Raw genomic sequence first — 24939 nt, 5'->3', positions numbered from 1 at the left:
CGTGAACGCCCCTTCGTCCGCAAACCTTCAAATCGATATTCACGACGCCACCGGACTGCCGGCCGCTCTGCACCGCCGTCTGGACTTGGCGATCCGCCGGGCCGCCGCCCACCTGGGCTATACCACAGGGTCCCTGGGCCTGGCCGTCGTCGATGATCCGGCGATCCACAAGATCAATCGCCAGCACCTCGATCACGACTATCCCACCGACGTGATCAGTTTCGGCTATCACCGCGCCTCTCCGACGGTCGAAGGCGAGTTGGTCGTCAGTGTCGATACGGCCCGCCGCGAAGCCGACGAACTGGGCTGGACGCTGGAAAACGAGCTATTGCTCTACGCCATTCACGGCACGCTGCATATCTGCGGCCTGGAAGACGGCACCGACGCCCAGCGCCGCGAAATGAGGCAGGCCGAACACGCCGTGCTGCAGGAGCTGGGCGTCGCCGACGCGGCGCGCTACAGCCCCGACCCGCAGCCGGTCGATCGCTCGCCGCCCGCTTCCGGTTCCGAGGCCACTTCGTGATGCTGACGTTCCTGGTCGTAACCGGCATCGGATTTCTGGCGGGTGCCGCCGGCGGCTTGGGCGCCGAATTGCTGGATCGTTTCGCCGGGCGTTCGCTGGAAGCCTACTGCCGGCTGCGGCGGCGCCGCGAACGCTTCGGCGCCGTGCTGGACGGATACGAGAAAGCCATGCGGGCGGCGGAGTACCTGCGCGTGCTGGGAACCGTCGTGTTCCTGATCGCCGGGACGTCGATGCTGTACACCGACGGCCGCTGGCCGGGTACGACACGGTTGGTCGCCTGGGGCCTCAGTTCGGCCGGATTGATGATGCTGACGCACCTGTGGCTGCCCGCGGCGGTGACCCGTTTTGCCTCCTCACCGCTGCTGTACCATACCTGGCCGTTCTGGAATGCGCTGTCGATCGTCATGCGGCCCTTGTCGGCGCCGGACGAATTGTTGTCGTTGCTCACGCGGCGTCTGGCCGGCAAGAAGCAGCACGAAGACGAAGAAGAAGAACTGCTGGAGGACGAGATCCGCACGATGGTCGCCGCCGGCACTCGCGAAGGTTACTTCGGGCCGGGAGTGCGGGAGATGATTCAGGGCGTGATGGACCTGAACGACGACACGGTCGGACACATCATGACGCCGCGGAGCCTGGTCAATGCGATCGAGGTCGACACGCCTTGGCCGGAAGTGCTCCACTATGTCGCCGAGTGCGGCCGCACGCGGATGCCGGTCTACGAAGGAACCCTGGACCGGATCGTGGGCGTGCTGTACGCCAAGGATCTGATGGAAGAGTTGATCGAGGACGGTAACCCCAAGGTGCCGCTGCGGCAACTGCTGCGCAACGCCTGGAGCGTCCCGGTCGACCGCACCGTCGAACAACTGCTCCGCGAGTTCCTGCACTGCCGCAGCCACATGGCCATCGTGGTCGACGAGTTCCATCAGACCGTCGGCGTGGTCACGATCGAGGACGTGCTGGAGGAGATCGTCGGTGAGATCGTGGACGAATCCGACGAGCAAGAGGAATCCGGCGTCGTGGTGATCGATGAGGACACCGCCGAAGCGGCTGGCCGCGTGATGGTCGACGATATCAACGACCTGTTGGGCTGGGACCTGCCCGAGAGCGAAGACTACGAAACGATCGCCGGGTACGTGCTGCACCACAGCGGCGGGATTCCCGAGGACGGCGAGCAGTTCGAGATCGGTTCGGTGCGGGTGGAAATTATCAAGGCCACCAACCGCCAGATCGAACGCCTCCGTCTGGTCCGGCACAACCACCACCGCCGCGAAGCGGTGTAGGCCGCAGTGTTGGAGTCCAGGCTTTAGCCGTCCAGAACGCTGTTGCCTGCGACACCAATAACCCAGTCGCCTAAAGGCTAGACTCCAGCGCGACGCCGCTACAACCGTCAAATCTTGCCGAGTTTATTTAACCGGAACGGGCCGCACGGTCGATGTTGATACCGGAAGCGTTGTAGCCGCGGGGGATCCTGTCGGTGCAATGTGAACCTGGACGTTCTTTCCCCCCGACGTTCTGGCAATGAGGCCAACCAATCGTGCGTCTGCAAATCTTGCGAACCGTTCCGTATTCTTCTCCGCTGCTGCTGCTGGGTTTGCTAGCAAGCTGGGCGGTGGCTCCCGCTCCGGCCGCGGCTCAGGTGCGAATCAAATCCCAGGACCGCGGCTCCTACCAGCCGCCGGATCTGGCTGACCACCAACGCTCGGCTTCGCCGGCCCCCACCTTATCGGAAACGGCGGCCGCATCCGAAACGGCGACCGCAGCGGGCGGCTGGGAACCGATCGCTGTCGCCGGACAAGCCGCCCATGGGCCGGCTGCCGATGGCCTGGTCGCGCCGGTGGGATATGAGTCGATCGAACAACCGATCCTGCTCGAGGGCGAATCCTATGTCGGCGGCGGGTACCGGGGAGGCGGGTACCCCGGCGGCGGCGGCTGCGGCTGCGGGTCCGTGGTGTGCGACTCGGTGGGCTGCGATTCTCTCGGCTGTGATTCGCTGGGCTGCGACGTGTCGGGCTGTGGCGGCCTGGGCTGCGGTCACGTGGGACCGGTGCATCGATTGTTCGGCGGGCCCACGAGTCCCTGGTTCGGTTCGGCCGAGCTGTTGCTGTGGTGGCGTCGCCCCCAGGCCCTGCCACCGTTGGTGACGACCAGCCCCGACGGCACCGATCGCGATCTGGCGGGGCAACTGGACCAGGCCGACACGAGTATCCTGTTCGGCAACGATTATTACGGCGACACGCTGTCGGCCGGTGGACGGTTCACGCTGGGCCGCTGGCTGGATCCGGTCGGGCACCATTCGTTCAATATGCGGTTTTGGTTGACCGGCGAGGAAAACTACGGCTTCGACACCAACAGCGTCGTCACTCCGATCATCGCTCGGCCGTTCCTAAACGTCACCGACCCGAACAATATCGAAGCCGACGCGGCATTGATCGCCTTTCCCGGCGAGTTCGACGGCAACGTTTCGGTCAGCGGTACGAGCGACATCTACGGTGCCGACGTGAGCCTCCGCCAATTGCACCGCGAAGGATTGGGCGGCCGCATCGATTTCCTGTACGGATACCAGTACCTGCGGATCAACGAGAGCCTGGACATTCGCGGCGAAAGCATCGTCGTCGGCGGCACGGCCCTGCCGATCGGATCGATGTTTGCCATTCGCGATCAGTTCGACGTGCAGAACGAGTTTCACGGCGGCCAGGTCGGCTTCAACGGTTTTCATCGCGAAGGCTGCTGGACGCTGGACGGGTTGATCAAGTTCGGCTTTGGCAACCTGTCGCGTCGCGGAGCCTTGATCGGTGAAACATTCCGGGCAAGCGGCGGCCAGACGGCGACCAGCCCGGACGGCCTATTGGTTCGCAGCAGTAACCGCGGCACGTTTTCCGACAGCACCTTTGCCTGGGTGCCGGAGCTGAACGTCAACGTGGGCTACAGCTGGCGTCCCGGCGTCGACTTGACGGTCGGTTACAGCGTCATCGGTCTGACCGAAGCCCTCCAGCCCTGGCGGACGATCGACCCGAACCTGCCGGTCGATACCAACGACCAAGCCACCCGGCCGCTGGCCAGCTTCAGCTACAGCACGCACTGGGTGCAGGGAATTAACTTCGGCCTGCGTTGGAACTACTGACCAGTTCTTCGACTTCGTGGGGCGTGAATTTCTGGTCCAAGCGGGCGCCCATCTGCGAAACGATCCGCGAGGCGGCGTGCGAGGCCAGCGTGCCGGCCTGCTGCCAATCCATCCCATTGGTGATCGCGTACAGGAAAGCGCCCGCGTACATATCGCCGGCGCCGGTCGTATCGATCGCCTGACAGGGAACGCCGGGGATGCGAATCACTTCGTTCTGATGCATGACGATCGAACCGGCCGGGCCCAGCGTCATGGCGACGTTCTCGGCGTGCTCGTGTAACCGCCACGCACAGGCTTCGGGATCGGACTCGCCGGTCAAACTCTTGGCTTCTTCTTCGTTGCAGAACAGCAGGTCGACCGGCCCTTCGATCAGGGCCAGCAGTTCGTCGCGAAGCATGTTGACCAGAAACGGGTCCGAAGCGGTCAGCGCGACTTTGACCCCATGGGCCTTGGCGACTTCGATCGCTCGCAGCGCGGCGGCTTTGGCCGTGTCGCCGGTCAACAGGTACCCTTCGACGTACAGGTACTGGGCCTGACGGATGTCTTCTTCGTTCACGTCCGCCACCCCCAAGGTGGCCGACACGCCCAGATTGGTCAGCATCGTTCGCTGGGCGTCGTCGGTGATCAATACGGCGCACGTGCCGGTGGGCCCGTCGCTGGATTGATCGACGTCGATCTTGACGCCATTTTCGCGCATGTCCTGCAAGAAAAATTCGCCCACCTCATCGCTGCTGACCTTGCCGATGTAGGCGGCCCGGCCGCCGAATTCGGCGATCGCCACGATCGTATTGGCCGCCGATCCGCCCGCACAGCGATACAGCGTATGATCGGTCAAACGGCCCAGGACCTGCTGCTGGCGGGAATCGTCGACCAGCGTCATGATGCCTTTGTCGAAACCGAACTCGGCCAGCAAGGCTTCGCTGACCTGGGTTTGAATGTCGACCAGTGCGTTTCCGATGCCCAATACGTCAAGCATAATTGTTCTGCAGCCAAAGATGGTTTGGAGTGGAGAAAGGCCAGAGTATAGGGCCGGTGGGTCCCTTCGCCAATCGCCGCCCGGCCCTCGGCGGTTTGGTAGAATGCGGCAATGGACGCCGAAAGCACCTCGACCAATCCCTATCAGCCGCCCGGTTTGCGGGCTGGCCGACGCCGCGGACGCCCCTGGTACGACGGCCCGCCGGCGGACTGGGAGCGGACCGCGTCGATGGGCTGGATCGCGGCGGTCGCCGGTTTCTGGATCGCCGGCTCGATCACCTTTCCCCCCGATCCGGCGACGCCGATCGCCGTACCGCAGTTCATCCCGGGTCCGGCCCTGCTGGGCGTCTTCGGCTATGCGTTGTTCGCCTTGCTGCTGGCCCTCGTCCCGGCGGCGATCTGCGGCGTGTTGCATTTCATGGCGATGCGTCTGTCCGGCCACCCTCTGTATCGACGTGCACTGAACGTCATCGCCAGCGTAGGCTGTGTGGTGTTGGCCGCCCTGGTATGCGGGTTCGGCAGCCTGTTGATCATCCGCTGACTCCGCCGGATTCAAGAAAGCCGAAAGTGAGCAATTCGGCTGGACACCGCTGCGTCCCGTCTGCTATAGCCGCTCCGATGCGCCGTCTTTCCCCTTGCGCCCCGTGGCTGGAGTTACGCAGCGGATGCAAACCAAAAGCCCCTTCTTGCCAGCTCGCTTTCACTCGTTGACGTTGACCGTCACGGCCGTCCTGTGCGGGGTCGTGCTGGGCGGCACCGGAGGTTGTGACAAGCCCAAACAGGCCGCCGAACCGGCCGCCGAAAGCCCTGCGGTGCAGCCGCCCAGCGCCGACGGCACCGCGGCGAGTCCTCGTCCGGAGATTGCCCAGCCACCTTCCATCGCACCGCCGCCGATGCAACCGGCCCCCGGGACGGCACCGCCGCCGATGGTCGCCCCGCAAACCGCGGCCGCGCCCCCGAGCATGGCCCCGAATATGGCCCCGCAGGCCAGGATGGCCCCTCCGAACGCAGCGGCCCCGCAAACCATGGCGGCCCCGCAAACCATGGCGGCCCCACAAACCATGGCGGCTCCGCGGGACAGGGTCGCTGCGGCGGACGAGCCCATCCCGCCGACCGGGGCCCGCAGTGGGCCGATGACCTATCCGGCCGGCACCGTGCGGGACGCCGGCGCGGGCTATGCGACCGTCCAGGTGTTCTACGCAACGGACCGCGAGCGGGACGCCCTGTCTCTTTCGGCGTATGAGATCGGTGGTCAGGACCAGATCTTCATGGTGCTGGCGGGCATCGCGATTGTGATGTTGGTTCTGGCAGCCTTTCAGGGTTTGCGAAGCCGCACGGTTTCCAGCGCGGCGGCCGTGTCGCTGGCCGGAGTCTGCGGAGCGGCGGCGGCGGCACTGCTGTTCAGCGGCCAGGCGAACATCGAGAAGCACGGCGTGACGTACACCGAAAACCGCGGCGTGCTCAGCCGCGGCGTCTGCCAAGTGACCGTGCCGAACTCGCACCGCCGGGGTCAGGTCGAACGGCCCAGTTTGCTGCGGTTCGAGGTTCACGAGGATCAAACCAAACACATCGTCCTGACCGAAGCGACCGAACTGGACGCCGACGATTTCCACCAGCGCTTGGCCGCGACGGTCGCCCAGTCGCCGGCCGAAGACCTGTTGGTCTTCATCCACGGCTACAACGTCGACTTCCAGTCGGCGGTGCGGCGAACCGCCCAGATCGCCGTCGACCTGCCTTTCGAAGGCGTCCCGGTCTGCTACAGCTGGCCCAGCCAGGGGTCGCTGCTGGGTTACTCGATCGACGAGAACAACGTGGGCTGGACCGTCTCGCACTTGAAACAGTTTCTGACAGAACTGGCCCAGCACAGCGGTGCCAAGTCGATCAACGTCGTGGCCCACAGCATGGGCAATCGCGCGATGACCTCGGCCCTGCATCAGATGCAGCTGAGCCGGCCCGGCCAATCCGCTCCGCTGTTCGACCGCGTCGTCCTGGCGGCGCCGGATGTCGACGCGGACCACTTTCGTCGCGACCTTGCGCCGGCCCTGATGCGGATCGCCGATCAGGTCACCCTGTACGCTTCGTCGGACGATGCGGCGCTGCAGGTCTCCAAACAGGTACACGGTTATCCTCGCGCTGGCGACGGGGGTCAGAACATCGTCGTCGTTCCGGGCGTGGAGACGATCGACGTCAGCGGCATCGACCTGACGCTGCTGGGACACAGCTACTACGGCGACAACGAATCGATGCTCCGCGAGCTGTACGAAGTCATCCGAGCTCGGCTGCCGGCGCCACAGCGAAACCAATTGATCAGCCGTCGCCTGGAAGGGCACGTGTACTGGCAACTGGCCCAGCAAACCGGTCTCGGCGGCGGAGCGCACCGCTGAGTCGTGGCCGCATCCGGACACGGGCTCCCCGCCGCGGCGGAAAACCCGTTAGGATGATCGGCGATGTCTTTTCTATCCTCCGCTGCCGCCGGGGCCCGTCGCTTCCTTTCCTGGTTGCCGCTGGCCGCCTTGATCCTCGCTGGCGAGGCCATCTTTTTCCTGCCGTTTGTGGTCCCGCGCGTGTTCCGGCCGACCATGCTGGACGTGTTCGGCGTGACCAACCTCCAGCTGGGCGTGGCCTTTTCGGCGTACGGCTTTGTCGCCGTGGTGGCTTATTTTTTCGGCGGACCGCTGGCCGATCGTTTTGAACCTCGGCGGTTGATGAGTACGGCGCTGATCGCGACCGCCGCGGGCGGCCTCGTGCTGAGCCAGATCCCGGGCCCGAGCGCGCTGCTGTGGCTGTACGGATACTGGGGCGCCTCGACGATTCTGATCTTCTGGGCTGCCCTGATCCGCGCCACGCGCCAGTTGGGCGGGCCCGCGCTGCAGGGCAGTGCGTTTGGGCTGCTGGACGGCGGACGCGGGCTGGTGGCTGCGGTCATCGGCTCGCTGGCGGTCGAAGCCTACGCCTGGTGGTTGCCCTCGGAGGCCGAGTCGACGCTGGCCCAGCGGGCCGACGCCTTTGCCAACGTGGTCGGCCTGTTCACCGTCGTCACGGTTCTCGCCGCGGTGCTGCTGATGGTGGCCCTGCCGAAGATGTTGCCCGCCGCGGGTTCGGCGGCCAAAGCACCGCTGGGCCGCGGCGTCTGGGAAGCGGGCCGGATGCCCGTGGTGTGGCTGCAGGCGTTGATCGTGGTCTGCGCCTACGTGGCCTACAAAGGGTTGGACGACGTCTCGCTGTACGCCCGCGACGTGCTGAGGTTTGATGAAATCGCCGCGGCCCAGGCTTCGACCTATTCGATGTGGATGCGTCCGCCGGCGGCGATCGCCGCGGGGTTGCTGGCCGACCGCATCGGCGCCGTCCGCGCGACCTGGATCAGTTTTCTGTTGATGGGGATCGGTTCGACGGTCCTGGCCAGTGGCGGCCTGTACGGACACGCTCTGGTCTGGTTCTTCCTGACCATTCTCTCGACCAGTGCCGCGGTGTTCGCGCTGCGAGGTTTGTACTTTGCGATCATGCAGGAGGGTCACATCCCCTTGCGCTACACCGGCAGTGCGGTGGGAATCGTTTCGGTAATTGGTTACACTCCCGACGTTTTCATGGGGCCGTTGATGGGTTATTTGCTGGATAGTGCGCCGGGTAGAAGCGGCCATCAACAGCTGTTCGGCGTGTTGGCAATATTCTCACTGGTCGGCTTGTTAGCCACGTTCGGATTCGGACAATTGGCACGGCGCCGGGCATCGGCTTGAGATGCGTCCCGCCGGTGCTCATCGCGGCCTTGGTTTCTCGCCACACAACTCAGGGCCCGCAGATTCATGCGTCAACGTTACCGGATCCAATTTCCCCAAGCCGACTCGGCTTCGCTGCAACAGGACGAGGCCTCCTTTCTATTGATCGAACCCGAGGGTCAGACACGGCTTCGGTTTCATGATTACGATCAGATCTACCTTCGCCCCGGCCTCTACGAACAGGTGTTCTACGACCGCTTGAAGTGCGCGTCGCCGGCGAAGGTGGGACAGATCCTGAAACAGTCCCTCGATGCGGCCGAGCAGACGTTTACCGAGTTGCGAGTGCTGGATTTCGGGGCCGGCAACGGCATGATGGGCGAAGTGCTGAAGGACTACGGCGTGTCGCGGATGATCGGCGCGGACCTGATCCCCGAAGCCCGCGAGGCGGCTTTTCGCGATCGTCCCGAAGTCTACGACGATTACTACGTCGCCGACTTTACCCGTTTGAGCGACGAACAGGTCGCCGGCATCAACGATTGGTCGATCAACTGCTTGACGTCGGTCGCCGCCTTGGGCTTTGGTGACATCCCTCTGGAAGCCTTCTTGCCGGCGATGCGTTTCGTCCAGCCCGGCGGTTGGGTCGCCTTTAACATCAAGGAAACCTTTCTCGATCAATCCGACGTCTCCGGCTTTTCCCGCTTTATCCGCGAGCTGATTTTCTCGGAGTACCTGGACGTTTGGCACCTGGAGAAGTATCGACACCGCTTGTCGATGGAAGGCACGCCGCTGTACTACTTTGCCGTGGTGGCCAAGCTGCGTCAGGAGATCCCGACCAGCTTCCTCAGCGAACACGGTTTCCAGAACTAGCAGGCCGTTCCCCGGCTGGCAGCAATGGCACGAACGTTGCTCCGATCCGTCTGCGAATTGCTTTTGATGCTTTGAATGCATTGAATTCAAAAATGTTTCGCCAGGGCCGGCAGGGGCGCCACACAGTATCCCCTCGCTGGTCTTCGAGCATGGATCTCCGACCAGTCGCGCTAGGGGTTGCCGTCAGATGCCGAACTTCGAGGAATTTTCGCTGCCCCTGAACCTGTTGATGTTCGCCTGTGGAGCGGTGGCGGTGTGGTTGGCCGGCACGAAGCTGAGCCGGTACGTCGACCTGTTCGCCGATCGCACGGGATTGGGCAAAGCCTTTGCGGGGGCCCTGTTGTTGGGCGGAGCGACCAGTCTGCCGGAACTGGCGACCACCGTCACGGCGTCGCTGAGCGGGGCGGCGGAGCTGGCCGGGACCAACCTGCTGGGCGGGGTGGTGATGCAGATCGCGGTGCTGGCGTTTATCGACGCCTTTGTGCTCCGCGGACGCCCGCTGACCCTGTTTTCTCCGCGGTCTTCGCTGCTGATGATCGGCGTGATGCTGATCGCTCTGGTGGCTTTCGCCTCGGCGGCCGTGGTCAGCGGCGAACTGGCTTCGGTTGCCGGCATCGGGCTGTGGCCGCTGGTGCTGACCGCGGCCTACCTGTTTTCGCTGTGGATCACCTATCGCTATGAAGGCAATCCACGGTGGGAGCCGGAGGGCGAAGTCGCCGAGCCGCCGGAATCGGCGCGCGACCTCAAAGACGCCCATGAACAGGCGTACTCCGACGTCTCCACCGGCGGGCTGGTCGGATACTTCTCCCTCGCCTCGTTGGTCGTCCTGATGGGCGGCGTCGTGGTGGCCATGACCGGCGAAGCGATCGCCGCGCAGAGCGGCATCGGGCAGAGTTTTATCGGCGCCACCCTCGTCGCGTTGGCGACCAGCCTGCCGGAGGTCAGCACCACGTATTCGGCTGTGCGGTTCGGCGCCTACAGCATGGCCGCGGCCAACATCTTGGGCACCAACAGCCTGGAGATCGCCCTGTTTTTGCCGGCGGAGATCGCCTACCGCGAGGGACCGATCTTCGACGCCGTGCCCCCGTCGGCAGCCTTCCTCGGGGCGATGGGCATCATCACCACCAGTTTGTATCTGTGGGGCATCCTCGAACGGCGGGACCGCACGATCCTGGGGATGGGACAGGACTCCCTGGCGGTGCTGGTCGTGTACATCCTGGGTTTGGCCGTGTACTGGACCCTGTAGACACGGTGAATTCCAGGCTCGCGTGGCTGGTATGCGAATTGCAATCACTGCTCTGGCAACGGCGCTGATTCGTTGCCCAGTCGCCGTTTAATCAGTCGCCGTTTGCCCAGCCGCCGCTGGCTGCGCAGATTAATTCTTCCCAACAAGGTCGCTAACTCCATGGATAAGCCTCGCCCCACCGCAATGGTCACCGGCAGTTCGGGACTGCTGGGCCAACAGGTCTGTACCGCTCTGGCCGAAGCAGGTTTCGAAGTTTTTGCGCTCGACCGTGTGGGACCGCCGGAACCTCCCAAGGCGCACCCGCAGGTCCATGATATCGAGTGCGACTTGGCCGATTACGCCAATGTTCATTTGGCCATCGACGACGTCCGCAAACGCGTCGATGCTCACCTCGACACGGTGGTCCATCTGGCGGCCTACTACGATTTTTCCGGAGAGGACAGCCCGCTGTACGAGACGGTGACCATCAACGGGACCGATCGATTGCTGAACGCGCTGGACGATTTTCAGGTCGATCAATTTATTTTTTCCAGCACCATGCTGATCCACAAACCCTGCGAGGTCGGCCAGCACATCCGCGAAGAGGACCCGTTGGAAGCCAAATGGCCGTATCCCGAGAGCAAGATCGAAACGGAACGGCTGATCCGCGACGGCCATCCCGACGTCCGCTCGGTTTTCCTCCGCATCTCCGGCGTCTACACCGACTGGGGCAAACAACCGACGCTGGTCCAGCAGATCAAACGCATCTACGAAAAGGATTTTCAAAGCCACTTCTTTCCGGGCGACCGCACCGCGGGCCAGTCTCCGGTGTATCTCGACGATGTGGTCGACGCGATCGTGCGCACCGTCCAGCGGCGCAGCGAGATCGAACCCAAGACCGCGATCCTGATCGGCGAACCCGATCCGCCGTCCTATGGCACGCTGCAGGACAAAATCGGTGAACTGATTCATGGCAGGCAGTGGGCCACGATGTACGTCCCGCCGACGGTGGCCAAAGTCGGCGCGGCGGTGACCGACAAGGTCTCCGGCGGCGAAGCCTTCATCAAACCGTTCATGGTGGCGATGGCCGACGATCATTACGCCCTCGACATCTCGCGGGCGACACAACTGCTGGGCTGGAAACCCCAGCACAACCTGCTGGACCACCTGCCAGGAATCGTCCAGCGGTTGCTGGACGACCCTGATCAGTGGTACCGCAAGAACGGCCTCGAAAAGTAAGCAGCAACCTGCCATGTCACGCACCGTGCCCGCACCGGACGAACTGCATCGCCCGGTTCCTCCCTACCCACATAACCCCTCGGCGTGGAGCCAACGGATTCCGATCTGTGTGTTGGCCATGGTCGCGGCGGCCATCTCCACCCACCTGTCTCTGTACCAGTGGGGCTTTATCGACGGTGTCTGGGACCCCGTCTTCGGCAATCAGAGCAGCCAAGTGGTGACCTCCGATACGGCCAAACGCATGTTCGCAATCATCGGTATCCACGACGCCGCTCTGGGGACGCTGGCCTACCTGGGCGACGCGATCCTGGGCTTTGCCGGTTCGACACGCCGCTGGCAGTACCGCCCCTGGCTGGTCATCCTGTTCGGAATCGACGTGATTCCGCTGGGGATCGTCAGCGTGATTCTGGTCATCCTGCAGGGCATGGTCGTCGGCGCGTGGTGCTTCCTATGCCTGATCACTGCGGTGATCTCGCTGATCCTGGTCTACTGGGCCTGGGACGAAGTCCGCGTCTCGCTGACGTTTCTGTGGTTGGTCTGGAAACAGAACCGCAGCCCGGCACTGTTGTGGAAAGCCTTTTGGGGCACGCCCACCGACGAAGGCGATGCCGCGGCCGAATCCTTGCTGGCACGGGAGGTGAAATAATGTGGGGACGCGTGATTGAAGTTATGACCGCGGTGTGGCTGGCGCTCAGCCCCTACATCTTCGGCGTGCAGCATCAGGACCACACGGTTTGGTTCGACTCCCTGACGGCACTGGCCATTTCGGTATTGGCCGGGTTGTCCTACTGGCGGCCCACCCGTCACGCCCATATCCTCACGCTGCTGATCGCCACAGGCCTGGTCCTTTACGGACGCTTTGCCGAATCCCCACCGCCTCCCTGGCATCAGAACCATATCGCCGTGGGACTGTTTTTGTTGATGATCGCCGTGATCCCCAACTATGCCTCCGAACCGCCTCTGGCCTATTCCCAGCGGCTGCGGCGGCAGACCGATTCGTTTTAATCGTTTTATCGCGTTCAACCGGTGAGGACTCCACGATGTTGTCGACATTCTCGGACATGCAGGGTGCCAGCTTAAGCGGCACGGACGACTCGGTCGGTTCCCTCCACGACCTCTTGTTCGACGCTCCGCAGTGGGTCGTCCGTTACCTGGTGGTGGACGTTGGTCGCTGGTTGCCCGGCCGCCGCGTTCTGCTGCCGCCCGCGGTTTTGGAATCGGCCGACTGGAGCGCCGGGATGGCCAGTGTGCCGCTGTCGCGCAAACAGGTCGAGGACAGCCCCGGCGTGGAATCGGACCGTCCCGTTTCGCGGCAAAAGGAAGTCGAGCTGTTCGAGTACTACGACATGCCGTTTTACTGGGGACCAATCGCCCAGCCCTTGGCCGGCGGCGAACCACCGCCGATCCCGCTGGGCACCACGGTTCCGGTCGACGCGGCGCGGCCCGAATCCACCCCCGAAACCGACTCGCCAAACTTGCGCAGCTGCAGCGAAGTCATCAATTACGCGATCGAAGCCGACGACGACAGCATCGGACATGTCGAAGATTTCGTCCTCGATGACCACAGCTGGAGCATCCGGTACCTGGTGATCGACACCCGCAATTGGCTGCCGGGACGCAAGGTGATGGTCGCTCCACAGTGGATCGAACGCATCTCCTGGACCGAAGCGGCCGTCCATATCGCGATGACGCGGCAGCAAATCCTGGATTCCCCCAAATTCGATCCCTCTCGGCCCATCGAACGGGAGTACGAACAACGCTTGCACGAGCACTACGATCGGCCCGGTTACTGGATGATGTAAACACGTCGGCATTGGATTTGCACGGTCTTCGTGGTACCCGTTCGTTATCAGCAACCGCTGGACGAGGAATCCGATTACCCGTACGCCAAGATCCTGCTATGCCTTTATCAACAATCGAAAACCCGACCCGGCAACAACTGGTTGATCTGCTCAGCCACGAATCCGATATCTCTGTGTCGCTGTTGATGCGAACCCACCAATCGGGTCGCGATTCCACCCAGAACCCGATTCGTTTCAAGAACCTGATCACCGAGGCAATCGATCGCGTGGGCGATCGCAGCGACGCCCTGACTGGACGGCTGCAGGAACTGGCCAAACTGGAGCACGACTTTACGTTCTGGCAGCATCAAGCGGTCGGTTTTGCCCTGTTTGTTTCCGAGAACGGCGAACACGCCTTCAAACTGAGCTTTGCACCGGAGGAGAAAGTCGTCGTTGGTTCGCAGTTCTACCTGCGTTCGATCGCCGCAGCGAGTTGCGGTGGAGGCGACGCGCGGGCGCTGGCCCTGACGTGGGATCGAGCGAGGATGTTCCAGTGCAACGAACACGATGCCTTTGAGCTGACCTCGGGCGAGTTCCCGGTCACGATGCGAGAATTGGTCACGCCTCGTGATCCGGAAGAGCAACTGCAGTATTCGTCCCAGGGCGCACCCAACCAAGGGGGCGGCGGTGGCAACGTGAATTACCACGGGCATGGTGAGGGTGAAGACAAAATCGAAGCCGACCGCCGGCAGTATCTGAACAAGGTCGGCAAACTGGTCGCCGACGCGATGCTGGACGTCGAAGCGCCGCTGATCCTGATCGCCACCAATGAGGTGGCCGGTCACTTCGCCAGTAACAATCCACAAGTGGATGTGGAAGAAGTGCTGCACGCCAGTCCCGACGGTTTGGATGACGAGAGTCTTAAATCCAAACTTGTCGAAACCGCTGGCAAGATCACGGCCCAGTCGATGAGCGATGTGGGCGAACGCCTGGGCTCCGCGCTGGCCAACCAACAGGCCACCACCGAACTCGAGCAACTGGTGCCCGCCGCAGTCGACGGACGCATCGATACGTTGCTGCTGGGCACCGACGAAGCGCAGCCCGGTCGCTTTGACGCCCAACAGCGCAAAGCCGAAGCGGATGCCGGCGGCGAAACGGACCTGATCAACCTCGCCGTCCGGGAAACCCTGCGTTCGGGAGGCACGGTGCTGGAGTACCAGCGCGAGAACCCACCGCACGCGGTCGCCGCCATCTTCCGGTACTAAACGAATGAAGCGCTCATGTCCAAGAAGGACACACCCGTAGCTGAACTCGCCAGAGTTTGGTTGTAGGTCGGGGGCCGACTCATGATCGGCCCGTGACCATCTCAAACCTCCTGGCTCCGGCGGAATCTAAGGTTGAAGAGAACAGATTTCTCCCCTCTCCCCCGAAGCCTGGCGAGCCTAAGCGAGTCAGGCTTCGGGGGAGAGGGGTCGGGGGTGAGGGGGATTGCAGAGCAGCAGCACCACTTCCGTATTTCGATGCGGTGCGGGAATCGGAAAGGCGTACGCAATGAGTCATTCCGTTGCACCTGAGCCCCCTCACCCCCGGCCCCTCTCCCACCACTGCTTCACTCGCTGACGCTCGCGGCGCAGCGGGGGAGAGGGGGGGAAATCTGTTCTCTTCATACATAGATTCCGCCGAAGTCAGCAAATCTCAAACCCGCCCCGCCAAAGTCTGGCGACTTCGGTTACGAAGTTTTCGCTGCCGAGGGGCGTTGGCGGTGCTGGCGAACCAATCGCGTGAGCCACCACAACAGCAGTCCTAACACCACGGCCGTACTGACCCAGCCCAGCGGTCCGGCCAGATCGCCATACTGATCGCCCAGGTACCAGCCGATACCGGCCAACAGGGCGGTCCAGGCGATCGTGCCCAAAGCCGTAAAGAGGTGAAATCGTCCGACCGGCATCTCCGCGACGCCTGCCGGGACACTGATCAGCGTTCTCAACCCCGGGATCAAGCGACACAGCAACACCGCCCACGCGCCCCAGCGTTCGAACCACTTGTCGACCTGTTCCAGATCGCGTGGCGTGATGGTCAGCCATGCCCCGTGCCCTTCGACCCAGCGGCCCAGTCGCTCCTGGCCGACCCAGCGGGCCAACCAGTACCACAGCGACGCCCCGGCAAAGGAACCGATGCTGCCGGCCAGCACCGCGGCCCAGAACGACATCCGCCCCTGGCTGACCGCATAACCGGCCCAGGGCATGACCACCTCCGAGGGAATGGGCGGGAAGACGTTCTCCAACAACATCAGCAGGGCGACCCCGGTGGGTCCAAACTGCTCCAGGATCCCTTCGATCCATTGATCCATGACGGGCCTTCTCTTGCATGGGGGCCAAGACGTCGTGCAGGGGACACGACGTCGTGAAACTCAGATCTCTTCGTCCACAAAAATGATGTGGCGAAAGTAATGTTGAGATTCAAAGCTTGCACCTAGCGCGCCAATCAGCAGCCCAATCGAAGCGGTAAACAGATTCATCCGAAAAACCGTCGCCCAGCCCACCCGCGACGCGTTCAGTTCCGAGGCTCCGGCCCAGGCGACGATCAATTCCGGTTCGAACAATAACCAACTTACCACACTGCCCAGTCCGAACAGCGCCGTCCAGGTCACCGCCATGCCAACCAGCACGATGCCCAGGGCCGACACGGCGGTCACCACGGATTGCTCGGTAATCCGGCGACTTCGCCGCATCAGCAACTGCTGTCGAATGATCACATAAACGGTCGTCACCCACAGGGCCGCGAGCACCAGCAGCGCCAGGTGCAGTCCGTCCTGCGAGAGCCCCAAGTCCCAGGCTTCGGCGGTCATCAACAAAATGGCCACCGTACTGACCGAAGCGATCGTCAAACGGCTCAGACGGTGCGGAAATTGCCAAGGCCGCGCCCCCCGAATCGCCTGCAGGATCTCGCGACGATTGATCCAGGCGGCCCGCAGCGAAAACATCCACCGATTGGTCGGACGCCGGGTGTACTCCTCCAGACGCTGGTCCGCCACTTCCGCAAACGCCATCCGCTGGGTTTCGACCGACTCTTCGTCCAGCGAACGCATCTTGTCCAGGTCGCCGGCATGGGCCGGATGAAACAACAGTTCGTCCCTCCGTTGGCTGGCCGGCAATCCGGCTAGATGGCCCAGGGCATGCAGCATCAATCGGCTCAACCGCTTGGCGATCAATTCCACGCGCTGCTCGTCTTCCATTTCCACGCCGGCCACGATCGGGTCGATCAAAGACAGCGAAAACACGCCCGCATCCAGCGGCCGGCTGAGGGCGGCAAAACAAAACGGCGAATAATGACCGGCCAATTCCGCAGCGGTAACCACGAACACAAAATCCCAGTGACTCGCGTCGCGATCCTCCACCGCCTGCAACAACAACACACTGGGTTGCACCCGTCCCTCAGAAGACAGTTCCGGCCGCCGGACGCGGGCGATGCGGAACTTGAAGTCCGGAAAGTGCAACGCCATGAACGACCGCAACAGTTCCATCGCCTGCTTGGTGGCCAGCGAATCGACCGAGTCCAACGTGCCGGCGATCACGACCCCGATCTCCACCAACGAGGGAGTCGTCGGCGGAGACGCTTGGGTGGTGGTTTCCTGAGAGGGTACAGATGATGACAAGGCTACTTGGTCCAGGGTGCACGGGCGGCCGCTTCGATTTCGGCATCTCGCTGGAGCATGCGTTGCTGCAAAGACTGCACCAACTGCGGATGCTCGTCCGCCAAATTATTCGCCTCGCCAACGTCCCGATCCAAATCAAACAGCAGGACTTCGGGCGCGACTTTCTCGCCGCGCGCGCGGTTGCCGCGCCGCCGGGGATACTTGACCAACAACTTCCACTTGCCCTGGCGGATACCTTCGATCTGTCCGTGCGAGGTGTAGTACAAGTACTCCTCTCGCGGGTTCTGGCACGTTTCGCTGACCAGGCAACTGGACATGTCCTGCCCATCGATTTGACGATCTTCGGGCAGCGGCCGATCGATCAGCGACGCGATCGAAGGCAGCAGATCGATCGTCGCGACCAACTCGCTGCACTCGGTGCCGGCCGGCACACGGCCCGGTCCCCAGACCACACAGGGCACGCGTTGCCCGCCTTCGAAGGTCGTCCCTTTTCCAGCTCGCAGCGGTCCGGCCGATCCGCCGTGGTTCTTGAACTGCAACCAGGGACCGTTGTCCGAGGTGTAGATGACGATGGTGTCCTCGGCGAGGTCCAGTTCGCGAATCGTGTCCATCAATCGGCCGACCTCGGCGTCGATATGTTCGATCACGCACTTGTACGCGTTCTGCGGATCCGAATCGTAGGCGTTCTCGGGCACGTACAACGGGATGTGCGGCATGCTGTGCGGCAGATACACAAAGAACGGCTGGTCCTGATGCTGCTCGATAAAATCGATCGCCCGGTCGGTATAGCGGCGGGTGATGGTGCGTTGATCGACGGGCAACTCGACAATCTCTTCATTCTCGATCAAGGGCGTGTTCCAATACTTCACCGCACTTTCCTGGTCCTTCCAAAGATTGTCCGAACTGATCCGCGGCTTGCGTTTGTTGTCGGGATGGTTCATGTCGTTGGAGTAGGGGATGCCGAAGTAGACATCAAAGCCGTTCTGACGCGGCAGGGTTTCGGGGTGATGCCCGAGATGCCATTTGCCAAAGCAACCGGTCGCGTACCCGGCCGCCTTCAAGTGGTCGGCGATCGTGTGTTCCTCGGGATGCAAGCCCTTGGTCGACTGCGGAAACAGGACGTGTTGATGCAGGCCGACACGTTTGGGATAGGAACCGGTCAACAGGGCCGCTCGCGAAGGCGTGCACACCGGCGAAGCGACCATGAAGTTGGTCAACCGCCGACCTTCGGCGGCCATCCGGTCGATGTGCGGCGTGGCAATCGTTTCCGAACCAAAGCAGCCCAGATCGCCGTAGCCTTGATCGTCGGCAAAGATAATGACAAAGTTCGGTAGCCGGGTTTCGCCCCGGACGGCAGAGCCGGATGCGAACAGCAAACACACGGAAAAGAGCAGGCGGAACATGGGTTGTCTCGGAACCAAAAAGGAGGGAGGAGCAGGAGAGTGGGAATCATTCTAACCACCCTCTGCGGGGTTTTCTTCACACTCCGCGGATTCGGTTTCCCGCTCCGGCGGCGGAAGCTTAGCGGCGTTTGCAGTATAATCCTCCGGCCGGGCCGCCAGGTCTGCCAGCGGGTTGCGGCCGTTCCCGAAAAACCTCGTCTCCGCGTTTTTATTCTGAGGCAACCTCCATGATCAATGTCAGACTTCGCAGCGGATTTTGGATGCTGGCGCTGCTGTGTTTCGCGGTGTCACCCTGGTCGGCGGTCGCACAGTCGCCGACCGACACCCAGCGGCTGGCCGCCCAACTGGCCCCGCTGTGGCAAGGCTTGACCGACAGTAGCGAACCGTTTGCTGTGGCGTTCGAAGCTGAAATCGAACTGGATGACCAGTCGCAGGAGGTCCGGGGCCAAGTGGTTCGTTACGATGCGACTGCCTTCGACCTGGACATCCTCCATAACGATTACAGTCTTCGAATCCGTCGCCGCGACCACGCAACCGCCCTTGCGCTGCCTCACCACCGCACCTTCTTTTACGGCAGCGGCGATGTCGACTCGGTCGACCACCTGGCTCCGCGAGGCCTCAGCCAGCGGCTGGTCAGCACGGGATCCCAGATCTGGCTCGCCGCTTCGATGCTCGAGCACGCCGACAGTGACGCCATCGCTGCGCTGCTGACCTCGGCCCTGAAGGTGCGAGCCGGCGAGCGGGCGGATTCATGGCGGACCGACGAACAAACGACTTTGCGCTGCGACCCGGCAGAGGGCCGCTGGAACGTTTCGATCGATGGCCGACATCGACTGTCTTTGCGCCTGAGCGACCCGCAAACTTCGCCCCCCGCGGCCGACGACTGGCCCGAGTTCCAACGCGTCGAAGTGCCACGCGATGAACTGGAACGGACGCTGGCCCGGGGCACGCGGCGGGCCTTGGAGATCCTGGCACCGTCGCGGCTGTTGACCGATCCGCCGCAGCGTGAGCGCATCGTGGAACACGGGCAACTGCGCTGGATCGATGGCCAGCGGGTGGCCCTGCTGCACGGGACGCCCGAGCAGGTCGGCCGCGCCCACGGCGAATTGCTCGCTCGCGAAGCGACGCGCTGCATCGATTCGGTCCTTTACACCTTCGGCACGGTCAATACCGTTCGAACCGGCCGCTGGTTTCGCCATGACCTCGACGCCGCCTACCAGCGGCTCGCGCCCTTCATTCCCGCCGATCACCGGCGCGAGACCGTTGCCTTTGCCGCCGCGGCCGGCGTGCAGCCGCACACCGCCGAGATCCTGAATGTCTTTCCCGAACTGTTCCACTGCTCGGGCTTTGCCCTGTTCGGCCGCGCCACCGTGGATGGCAAGCTGTACCACGGCCGCGTGCTGGATTACATGACCACGATCGGGCTGCAGGACGCCGCGACCACGTTCGTCGTCGCGATCGACGGCAAGCACGCGTTCGCCAACATCGGCTACGCCGGCTTTATCGGCAGCGTCAGCGGCATGAATGACCAAGCCATCTCGCTGGGTGAAATGGGCGGCAAGGGCGAAGGGCAGTGGGACGGCGTGCCGATGGCCACGCTGATGCGCCGCGCCTTGGAAGAATGCTCGACCCTGGACGAAGTCCAACAGTTATGGAAAGACAGCCCGCGGACATGCGAGTATTACTATGTGTTCGCCGATGGCAAAAGCCAGCAGGCGGTGGGCGTGATGGCCGTGCCCGAATCGGTCACCTTCATCCAGCCCGGTCAGACGCATCCGCGACTGGGCGAAGGCATCGCCGACGCCGTCGTGCTGTCGGCCGGCAGCCGCCTGGAGACGTTGCGAGCGCGCGTCCAGGAAAAGTATGGCCAGGTCGATACCGAGGTCGCCAAGTGGTTGATGACTCGACCGGTGGCCATGAAATCGAACCTGCACAATGTACTGTTCGTGCCCCAGGACGGGGTTTTGTATGTCGCCAACGCCACCCACGACCAACCGGCGGCCAATCAACCATACGCCGAAATTAATCTGACCCAGTTGTTGGCCGAGATCGGCGAAAAGGCCGACGGCACCGATGCCGCCAAAGTATCGTTCCTGCCGCAAACCCGTTTCGAGGCCCGGGACACCCTGGCGCCGGCGCCGGACCCCCAGCCGGACGCCCAGCGGTGTTTGGACGACCTGTGCTGGACCGGCGGCCGCTTTGAAGTCCGTTGTCAACCACCACTGCCCCATCCCGGCGACGCCCTGGTCACGTTCCCCTCGCCGATTCCCAGCGGCGACGCCGACAACGACCGGGTCAGCATGGAATGGTACCTGGCCCGCGACGAGGCGGGCGGGCCGCGACGGGCACCGGCCGTGGTCGTGGTCCACGAGACGGGATCGCGGATGACGGCCGGCCGCGTCTTTGCCCGTGGATTCCAAGCGGCCGGAGTGCACGCGTTCCTGGTCCATCTGCCCTACTACGGCGCCCGCCGCCCGACCGGACAGAGCCTCGATAAGACTCAGGTCGTGCGGGCCATGCGGCAAGCCGTGGCGGATGTCCGGCGGGCTCGCGACGCGGTGGCCGTCCTGCCGTTTGTCGACGCCGAATCGGTCTCGCTGCAGGGTACCAGCCTGGGCGGAATCGTCGCCGCGACGGTCGCCGGTTTGGACGGCGGGTCGGCCGACAGCGGCTATGACCGAGTCTTTCTGATGCTGGCCGGGGGCGATCTGTTGGACATTATTCGCAACGGCAAAAAGGACGCGGCCGGCTATCGCCGCGCCCTCCGGCAATCCGGACTTTCCGCCGACGAAATCGCCGCCCTGGCCGCCCAGGTCGAACCCACCCGCATCGCTCACCGGATGGACGGCAATCGCACCTGGCTGTATTCCGCCCTGCAGGATGAAGTGGTGCCGATCAAGAACGCAATGCTGCTGGCCCAGTGCATCGGCTTGCCCGAGCCGCATCACGTGCGGATGCGAGCCAACCATTACTCCGGCGCCATCTACATTCCCTTTGTCTTGGCGCAAATGGTCCAGGCCATCGAGATGCCTGATGGCTCTTAAAGCGGCACAGGCTCAAAGCCGATGCCACAAATAGTAGCTCGGCTGTCCCAGCCGAGACCGTGTGTTGGTTCACGGCTGGGACAGCCGTGCTACTCTTCACAGGCTGGAAGCCGATGCCACTGGGAACCATATGAACCGCAACCGCATCAACGAATTAATTTCCGTCTATCGCGACGGGCTGCTGGAAGACGTCTTGCCGTTCTGGACCGCTCACGGGGTCGACTCCCAGCACGGCGGTTTCCTCACCGCCCTGGACCGTGAAGGCCGGGTGATCGATACCGACAAGGCCGTTTGGCAACAGGGCCGCTTTACGTGGTTGTTGACCGAGCTGTACCACCGCGTCGAAGCTCGAGACGAGTGGTTGCGATTGGCCCAGCACGGCGCGGACTTCCTGGACGCCCACTGCTTCGATCCGGCCGACGGCCGGATGTGGTTCCTGCTGACCCGCGATGGCCGCCCGCTGCGCAAACGCCGCTACGCGTTTTCGGAAAGCTTTGCAGCGGTCGCCTACGCCGGGTTGGCACGCATCACCGGGCGCCCCGAAGACGCCGAGAAGGCGCGACGCGCGTTTCGGCGGTTCGTCGACCACAGCGAAAACCCGCAGAACGTCGAACCCAAGTTTACCGACGTGCGTCCCACCCGCTCCCTGGCCGTGCCCATGATCACGATCGTCACGGCCCAGCAGCTGCGAGCGGCGATCGGCTTGGAGGACGCCGAGCACTGGATCGACCGCAGCATCGAATCGATTCGCCGCCACCACATCAAGCCTGACCTACAGTGCGTCATGGAAACGGTGGGCAGCGACGGCGAAGTGCTGGACCATTTTGACGGGCGGACGCTGAACCCCGGACACGCGATCGAGGGCGCCTGGTTCATCCTGAACGAAGGCAAGCTTCGCGGCGATCAGGAATTGATTCGCGTCGGATGCCAGATGTTGGACTGGATGTGGCAGCGCGGCTGGGACGCCCGCCATGGCGGCATCCTGTACTTCACCGACCTTAAGGGGTTGCCCGTGCAGGAGTACTGGCACGACATGAAGTTCTGGTGGCCTCAGAACGAAACCATCATCGCCTGCCTGCTGGCCTACCAGCTGACGGGCGACCCCAAGTACGCCGAGTGGCACACCCAGATCCACGACTGGACGCACGCGCATTTCCCGGACGCCCAGCACGGCGAATGGTTCGGTTACCTGCACCGCGACGGCACGCTCAGTTCCACCGCCAAAGGCAACTACTGGAAGGGGCCCTTCCACATTCCCCGGATGCAGCTGGAGTGTTGGAAGACGCTGGAAGCGTTATAAAAAAACCTCGACAAGCCTGGCTTGCCGAGGTTCTTTTTTTATCGATCGACTAGACGTTCGAGGTCCTAGTACATGTCGTGGTCGCCACCGTGGCCACCGCCTTTGCCCTTCTTGGGAGCGTCGGCAACCAGAGCGTCGCTGGTCAGCAGCAGCGTGGCGACGCTGGCGGCGTTGGCCAGAGCGGTACGGGTGACCTTGGTGGGGTCGATGACGCCGGCTTTGACCAGGTCTTCGTAGGTGTCGGTCAGGGCGTTGTAGCCTTCGTTGTTCTTCATCGACAACACTTTTTCACAGACCACACCACCGTCTTGACCAGCGTTTTCGCTGATCATCGTGACCGGTGCACGGCAAGCGCGGAGCACGATGTTGTAACCGACCAGTTCGTCTTCGGTCAGCGAGTCATCGGCTTTGACGTTGCCGCTGGCACGCAGCAGAGCCACGCCACCACCGGGCAGGATGCCTTCTTCGACGGCCGCACGCGTGGCGTGCAGGGCGTCTTCGACGCGAGCCTTCTTTTCCTTCATTTCCGATTCGGTGGCCGCACCGACGTTCACCTTGGCGACACCGCCGGCCAGTTTGGCCAGTCGCTCTTCCAGCTTCTCGCGATCGTAGTCGCTGGTGGCGTTGTCGATCTCGCGGCGGATCTGATCGATCCGAGCCTTGATGTCGTTCTTCTTGCCGCCACCTTCGATGATCGTGGTGTTGTCCTTGTCGACGATGACCTTCTTGGCGCGTCCCAGGTCGGCCAGGCTGACGCTTTCCAGCTTGGTGCCCAGGGCTTCGAAGATGGCCTGTCCACCGGTCAGGATCGCGATGTCTTCCATCATGGCCTTGCGGCGATCGCCGTAGCCCGGAGCCTTGACGGCCACACAGGTAAAGGTGCCACGCAGGCGGTTGATGACCAGCGTCGCCAGGGCTTCGCCATCGACGTCTTCGGCGATGATCAACAGCGGCTTGCCTTGCTGGACGACCTGCTCCAGCAGGGGCACCAGGTCTTTGATGTTGCTGATCTTCTTTTCGAAGACCAACACGTAGGCGTCTTCCAGCACGGCTTCCATCGAAGCCGGGTCGGTGACGAAGTAGGGCGACAGGTAGCCGCGATCGAACTGCATGCCTTCGACCCACTCCTGCTCGGTCTTCAGGCTCTTGCCTTCGTCGACGGTGATCACGCCGTCTTTGCCGACCTTTTCCATGGCGTCGGCCAACAGTTCACCGATTTCGCGGTCGTTGTTGCTGGCGATCGAAGCCACGTTGGCCATCGCCGATTTGTCTTTGACCTTGGTGGCCATCGAGTGCAGTTTGTCGGTCAGGTCGCTGACGGCCTTCTCGATACCGCTCTTCATCTGAATCGGGTTCACCCCGGCGACGACGGCCTTCAGGCCTTCGTTGAAGATCGCTTCGGCCAACACGGTGGCCGTGGTGGTGCCGTCACCGGCGACATCGCTGGTCTTGCTGGCGACCTCGCGAACCATCCGGGCGCCCATGTTCTCGTAGACGTCCTCCAGATCGATTTCCTTGGCGACCGTCACGCCGTCCTTGGTCACGGTCGGGCTGCCGAAGCTCTTCTGCAAAATGACGTTGCGTCCCTTGGGGCCCAGGGTCACCTTGACCGCACGAGCCAGTTGGTTGACGCCGCGTCGAATCGACTCGCGAGCTTCCTGATCAAAAGCAATGATTTTTGCCATGTTTCTATTGTTGTTTCGGTAGAGGTGGAGGTGAGTGTTTTACAGCAAAACGGTGGAGGGGGGGGTCGAGTCGGTCCCGGCCGGACGGGCTTACTCGATCACCGCCAGGATGTCGTCTTCACGCATCAGCAGGTATTCCACGTCGTCGATCTCGACGGTCTCGCCCGCATAGCTGCTGAACAACACCTTCTCGCCAGCTTTGACCTGCGGGGTGGAGCGGCTGCCATCGTCGAGCAATTTGCCGGTTCCGATGGCTACAATCGTGCCGCGAGCCGGCTTTTCCTGAGCCGAGTCGGGCAACACGATGCCGCCGGCCGTGGTTTCCTCGCCCTGGTCTCGCTGCACGACAACGCGTTCGCCCATGGGTTGCAAGCGGATCTTCGTGTTTGCTTTGGTGGCGGTTGCCAT

Annotated in this window: 21 protein-coding genes; 15 read left to right on the top strand and 6 right to left on the bottom strand. The window is 63.0% G+C overall.

Annotated elements, in window-relative coordinates; translation table 11 throughout:
* The first annotated feature begins 1 nt into the window (after window position 1).
* The 3 genes from ybeY (at window position 2) to GE027_RS12340 (ending at window position 3644) form a co-directional block, all read left to right on the top strand.
* Window positions 2–523 (top strand): rRNA maturation RNase YbeY, encoded by a 522-nt coding sequence (ybeY, locus tag GE027_RS12350; RefSeq protein ID WP_237607487.1) that lies wholly within the window; start codon window positions 2–4, stop codon window positions 521–523.
* Complete coding sequence (locus tag GE027_RS12345; RefSeq protein ID WP_153557505.1) at window positions 523–1803, top strand: hemolysin family protein; 1281 nt, start codon at window positions 523–525, stop codon at window positions 1801–1803. Before ybeY ends, GE027_RS12345 begins: the two co-directional genes overlap by 1 nt.
* Window positions 1804–2057: 254 nt before the next feature.
* Window positions 2058–3644 (top strand): BBP7 family outer membrane beta-barrel protein, encoded by a 1587-nt coding sequence (locus GE027_RS12340; protein ID WP_162006705.1) that lies wholly within the window; start codon window positions 2058–2060, stop codon window positions 3642–3644.
* Here the strand turns inward: GE027_RS12340 and GE027_RS12335 are convergent.
* On the bottom strand, window positions 3616–4620 hold the full coding sequence (locus tag GE027_RS12335; RefSeq protein WP_237607486.1) for an adenosine kinase: 1005 nt from the start codon (window positions 4618–4620) through the stop codon (window positions 3616–3618). The two genes, GE027_RS12340 and GE027_RS12335, sit on opposite strands and share 29 nt — an antisense overlap.
* 111 nt (window positions 4621–4731) lie before the next feature.
* Between GE027_RS12335 and GE027_RS23080 the strand changes: the two genes are divergently transcribed.
* The 10 genes from GE027_RS23080 (at window position 4732) to GE027_RS12290 (ending at window position 14709) form a co-directional block, all read left to right on the top strand.
* Window positions 4732–5160 (top strand): hypothetical protein, encoded by a 429-nt coding sequence (locus GE027_RS23080; RefSeq protein ID WP_202617397.1) that lies wholly within the window; start codon window positions 4732–4734, stop codon window positions 5158–5160.
* Between the two features lie 124 nt (window positions 5161–5284).
* Window positions 5285–7003: an alpha/beta hydrolase gene (locus GE027_RS12330; protein ID WP_153557503.1), complete on the top strand. Its 1719-nt coding sequence runs from the start codon at window positions 5285–5287 to the stop codon at window positions 7001–7003.
* A gap of 63 nt (window positions 7004–7066) precedes the next feature.
* The gene (locus tag GE027_RS12325; RefSeq protein WP_153557502.1) at window positions 7067–8353 is read left to right on the top strand and encodes an MFS transporter; all 1287 of its coding nucleotides are present in this window, start codon (window positions 7067–7069) and stop codon (window positions 8351–8353) included.
* A 66-nt stretch (window positions 8354–8419) separates the two neighbouring features.
* Window positions 8420–9199, top strand: coding sequence for a class I SAM-dependent DNA methyltransferase (locus tag GE027_RS12320; protein WP_153557501.1), 780 nt, complete (start codon window positions 8420–8422; stop codon window positions 9197–9199).
* Window positions 9200–9386: 187 nt separating this feature from the next.
* Complete coding sequence (locus tag GE027_RS12315; protein ID WP_153557500.1) at window positions 9387–10445, top strand: sodium:calcium antiporter; 1059 nt, start codon at window positions 9387–9389, stop codon at window positions 10443–10445.
* Between the two features lie 159 nt (window positions 10446–10604).
* On the top strand, window positions 10605–11663 hold the full coding sequence (locus GE027_RS12310; protein ID WP_153557499.1) for an NAD-dependent epimerase/dehydratase family protein: 1059 nt from the start codon (window positions 10605–10607) through the stop codon (window positions 11661–11663).
* Window positions 11664–11676: 13 nt separating this feature from the next.
* On the top strand, window positions 11677–12309 hold the full coding sequence (locus GE027_RS12305) for a vitamin K epoxide reductase family protein (protein WP_153557498.1): 633 nt from the start codon (window positions 11677–11679) through the stop codon (window positions 12307–12309).
* Window positions 12310–12320: 11 nt separating this feature from the next.
* A complete protein-coding gene (locus tag GE027_RS12300; RefSeq protein WP_237607485.1) occupies window positions 12321–12668 on the top strand; it encodes an SPW repeat domain-containing protein in 348 nt (115 codons plus the stop codon).
* A 35-nt stretch (window positions 12669–12703) separates the two neighbouring features.
* Entirely contained in the window at window positions 12704–13465 is a 762-nt protein-coding gene (locus GE027_RS12295) for a PRC-barrel domain-containing protein (RefSeq protein WP_153557496.1), read from the top strand.
* Between the two features lie 98 nt (window positions 13466–13563).
* Window positions 13564–14709: a baeRF3 domain-containing protein gene (locus GE027_RS12290; protein WP_153557495.1), complete on the top strand. Its 1146-nt coding sequence runs from the start codon at window positions 13564–13566 to the stop codon at window positions 14707–14709.
* A 464-nt stretch (window positions 14710–15173) separates the two neighbouring features.
* On the opposite strand, the gene GE027_RS12285 is transcribed toward GE027_RS12290, so the two are convergent.
* The 3 genes from GE027_RS12285 to GE027_RS12275 are packed head-to-tail and all read right to left on the bottom strand — an operon-like array spanning window position 15174 to window position 18502.
* Entirely contained in the window at window positions 15174–15794 is a 621-nt protein-coding gene (locus GE027_RS12285; RefSeq protein ID WP_153557494.1) for a DedA family protein, read from the bottom strand.
* A 60-nt stretch (window positions 15795–15854) separates the two neighbouring features.
* Window positions 15855–17099: a zinc metalloprotease gene (locus tag GE027_RS12280; RefSeq protein WP_237607484.1), complete on the bottom strand. Its 1245-nt coding sequence runs from the start codon at window positions 17097–17099 to the stop codon at window positions 15855–15857.
* Window positions 17100–17101: 2 nt separating this feature from the next.
* Entirely contained in the window at window positions 17102–18502 is a 1401-nt protein-coding gene (locus GE027_RS12275; protein WP_153557493.1) for a sulfatase family protein, read from the bottom strand.
* Window positions 18503–18729: 227 nt separating this feature from the next.
* Between GE027_RS12275 and GE027_RS12270 the strand changes: the two genes are divergently transcribed.
* Both GE027_RS12270 and GE027_RS12265 read left to right on the top strand, forming a co-directional pair.
* Window positions 18730–21546 (top strand): C45 family autoproteolytic acyltransferase/hydolase, encoded by a 2817-nt coding sequence (locus GE027_RS12270; protein ID WP_153557492.1) that lies wholly within the window; start codon window positions 18730–18732, stop codon window positions 21544–21546.
* A gap of 130 nt (window positions 21547–21676) precedes the next feature.
* Window positions 21677–22846, top strand: a complete 1170-nt coding sequence (locus GE027_RS12265; RefSeq protein WP_153557491.1) for an AGE family epimerase/isomerase — start codon at window positions 21677–21679, stop codon at window positions 22844–22846.
* A gap of 65 nt (window positions 22847–22911) precedes the next feature.
* On the opposite strand, the gene groL is transcribed toward GE027_RS12265, so the two are convergent.
* Together groL and GE027_RS12255 are read right to left on the bottom strand one after the other, a co-directional pair.
* The gene (groL, locus tag GE027_RS12260) at window positions 22912–24531 is read right to left on the bottom strand and encodes a chaperonin GroEL (protein ID WP_153557490.1); all 1620 of its coding nucleotides are present in this window, start codon (window positions 24529–24531) and stop codon (window positions 22912–22914) included.
* A gap of 90 nt (window positions 24532–24621) precedes the next feature.
* A complete protein-coding gene (locus GE027_RS12255) occupies window positions 24622–24939 on the bottom strand; it encodes a co-chaperone GroES (RefSeq protein WP_153557489.1) in 318 nt (105 codons plus the stop codon).

Source organism: Roseimaritima sediminicola (assembly GCF_009618275.1).
In the GTDB taxonomy this organism is placed as follows: Bacteria; Planctomycetota; Planctomycetia; order Pirellulales; family Pirellulaceae; genus Roseimaritima; species Roseimaritima sediminicola.
The sequence above is the reverse complement of the archived record's forward strand: the minus strand, read 5'-3'. Positions and strand labels throughout refer to the sequence as shown.

What these genes read in the sequence shown, in the direction of transcription:
- GE027_RS12255 (WP_153557489.1), bottom strand. Translation starts at nt 24,939, where the DNA reads ATGGCAACCGCCACCAAAGCAAACACGAAGATCCGCTTGCAACCCATG.
- GE027_RS12290 (WP_153557495.1), top strand. Translation starts at nt 13,564, where the DNA reads ATGCCTTTATCAACAATCGAAAACCCGACCCGGCAACAACTGGTTGAT.
- GE027_RS12345 (WP_153557505.1), top strand. Translation starts at nt 523, where the DNA reads ATGCTGACGTTCCTGGTCGTAACCGGCATCGGATTTCTGGCGGGTGCC.
- groL (WP_153557490.1), bottom strand. Translation starts at nt 24,531, where the DNA reads ATGGCAAAAATCATTGCTTTTGATCAGGAAGCTCGCGAGTCGATTCGA.
- GE027_RS12310 (WP_153557499.1), top strand. Translation starts at nt 10,605, where the DNA reads ATGGATAAGCCTCGCCCCACCGCAATGGTCACCGGCAGTTCGGGACTG.
- GE027_RS12325 (WP_153557502.1), top strand. Translation starts at nt 7,067, where the DNA reads ATGTCTTTTCTATCCTCCGCTGCCGCCGGGGCCCGTCGCTTCCTTTCC.
- GE027_RS12285 (WP_153557494.1), bottom strand. Translation starts at nt 15,794, where the DNA reads ATGGATCAATGGATCGAAGGGATCCTGGAGCAGTTTGGACCCACCGGG.
- GE027_RS12295 (WP_153557496.1), top strand. Translation starts at nt 12,704, where the DNA reads ATGTTGTCGACATTCTCGGACATGCAGGGTGCCAGCTTAAGCGGCACG.
- GE027_RS12265 (WP_153557491.1), top strand. Translation starts at nt 21,677, where the DNA reads ATGAACCGCAACCGCATCAACGAATTAATTTCCGTCTATCGCGACGGG.
- GE027_RS12275 (WP_153557493.1), bottom strand. Translation starts at nt 18,502, where the DNA reads ATGTTCCGCCTGCTCTTTTCCGTGTGTTTGCTGTTCGCATCCGGCTCT.
- GE027_RS12315 (WP_153557500.1), top strand. Translation starts at nt 9,387, where the DNA reads ATGCCGAACTTCGAGGAATTTTCGCTGCCCCTGAACCTGTTGATGTTC.
- GE027_RS12320 (WP_153557501.1), top strand. Translation starts at nt 8,420, where the DNA reads ATGCGTCAACGTTACCGGATCCAATTTCCCCAAGCCGACTCGGCTTCG.
- GE027_RS12305 (WP_153557498.1), top strand. Translation starts at nt 11,677, where the DNA reads ATGTCACGCACCGTGCCCGCACCGGACGAACTGCATCGCCCGGTTCCT.
- GE027_RS12270 (WP_153557492.1), top strand. Translation starts at nt 18,730, where the DNA reads ATGATCAATGTCAGACTTCGCAGCGGATTTTGGATGCTGGCGCTGCTG.
- GE027_RS12330 (WP_153557503.1), top strand. Translation starts at nt 5,285, where the DNA reads ATGCAAACCAAAAGCCCCTTCTTGCCAGCTCGCTTTCACTCGTTGACG.
- GE027_RS23080 (WP_202617397.1), top strand. Translation starts at nt 4,732, where the DNA reads ATGGACGCCGAAAGCACCTCGACCAATCCCTATCAGCCGCCCGGTTTG.
- GE027_RS12335 (WP_237607486.1), bottom strand. Translation starts at nt 4,620, where the DNA reads ATGCTTGACGTATTGGGCATCGGAAACGCACTGGTCGACATTCAAACC.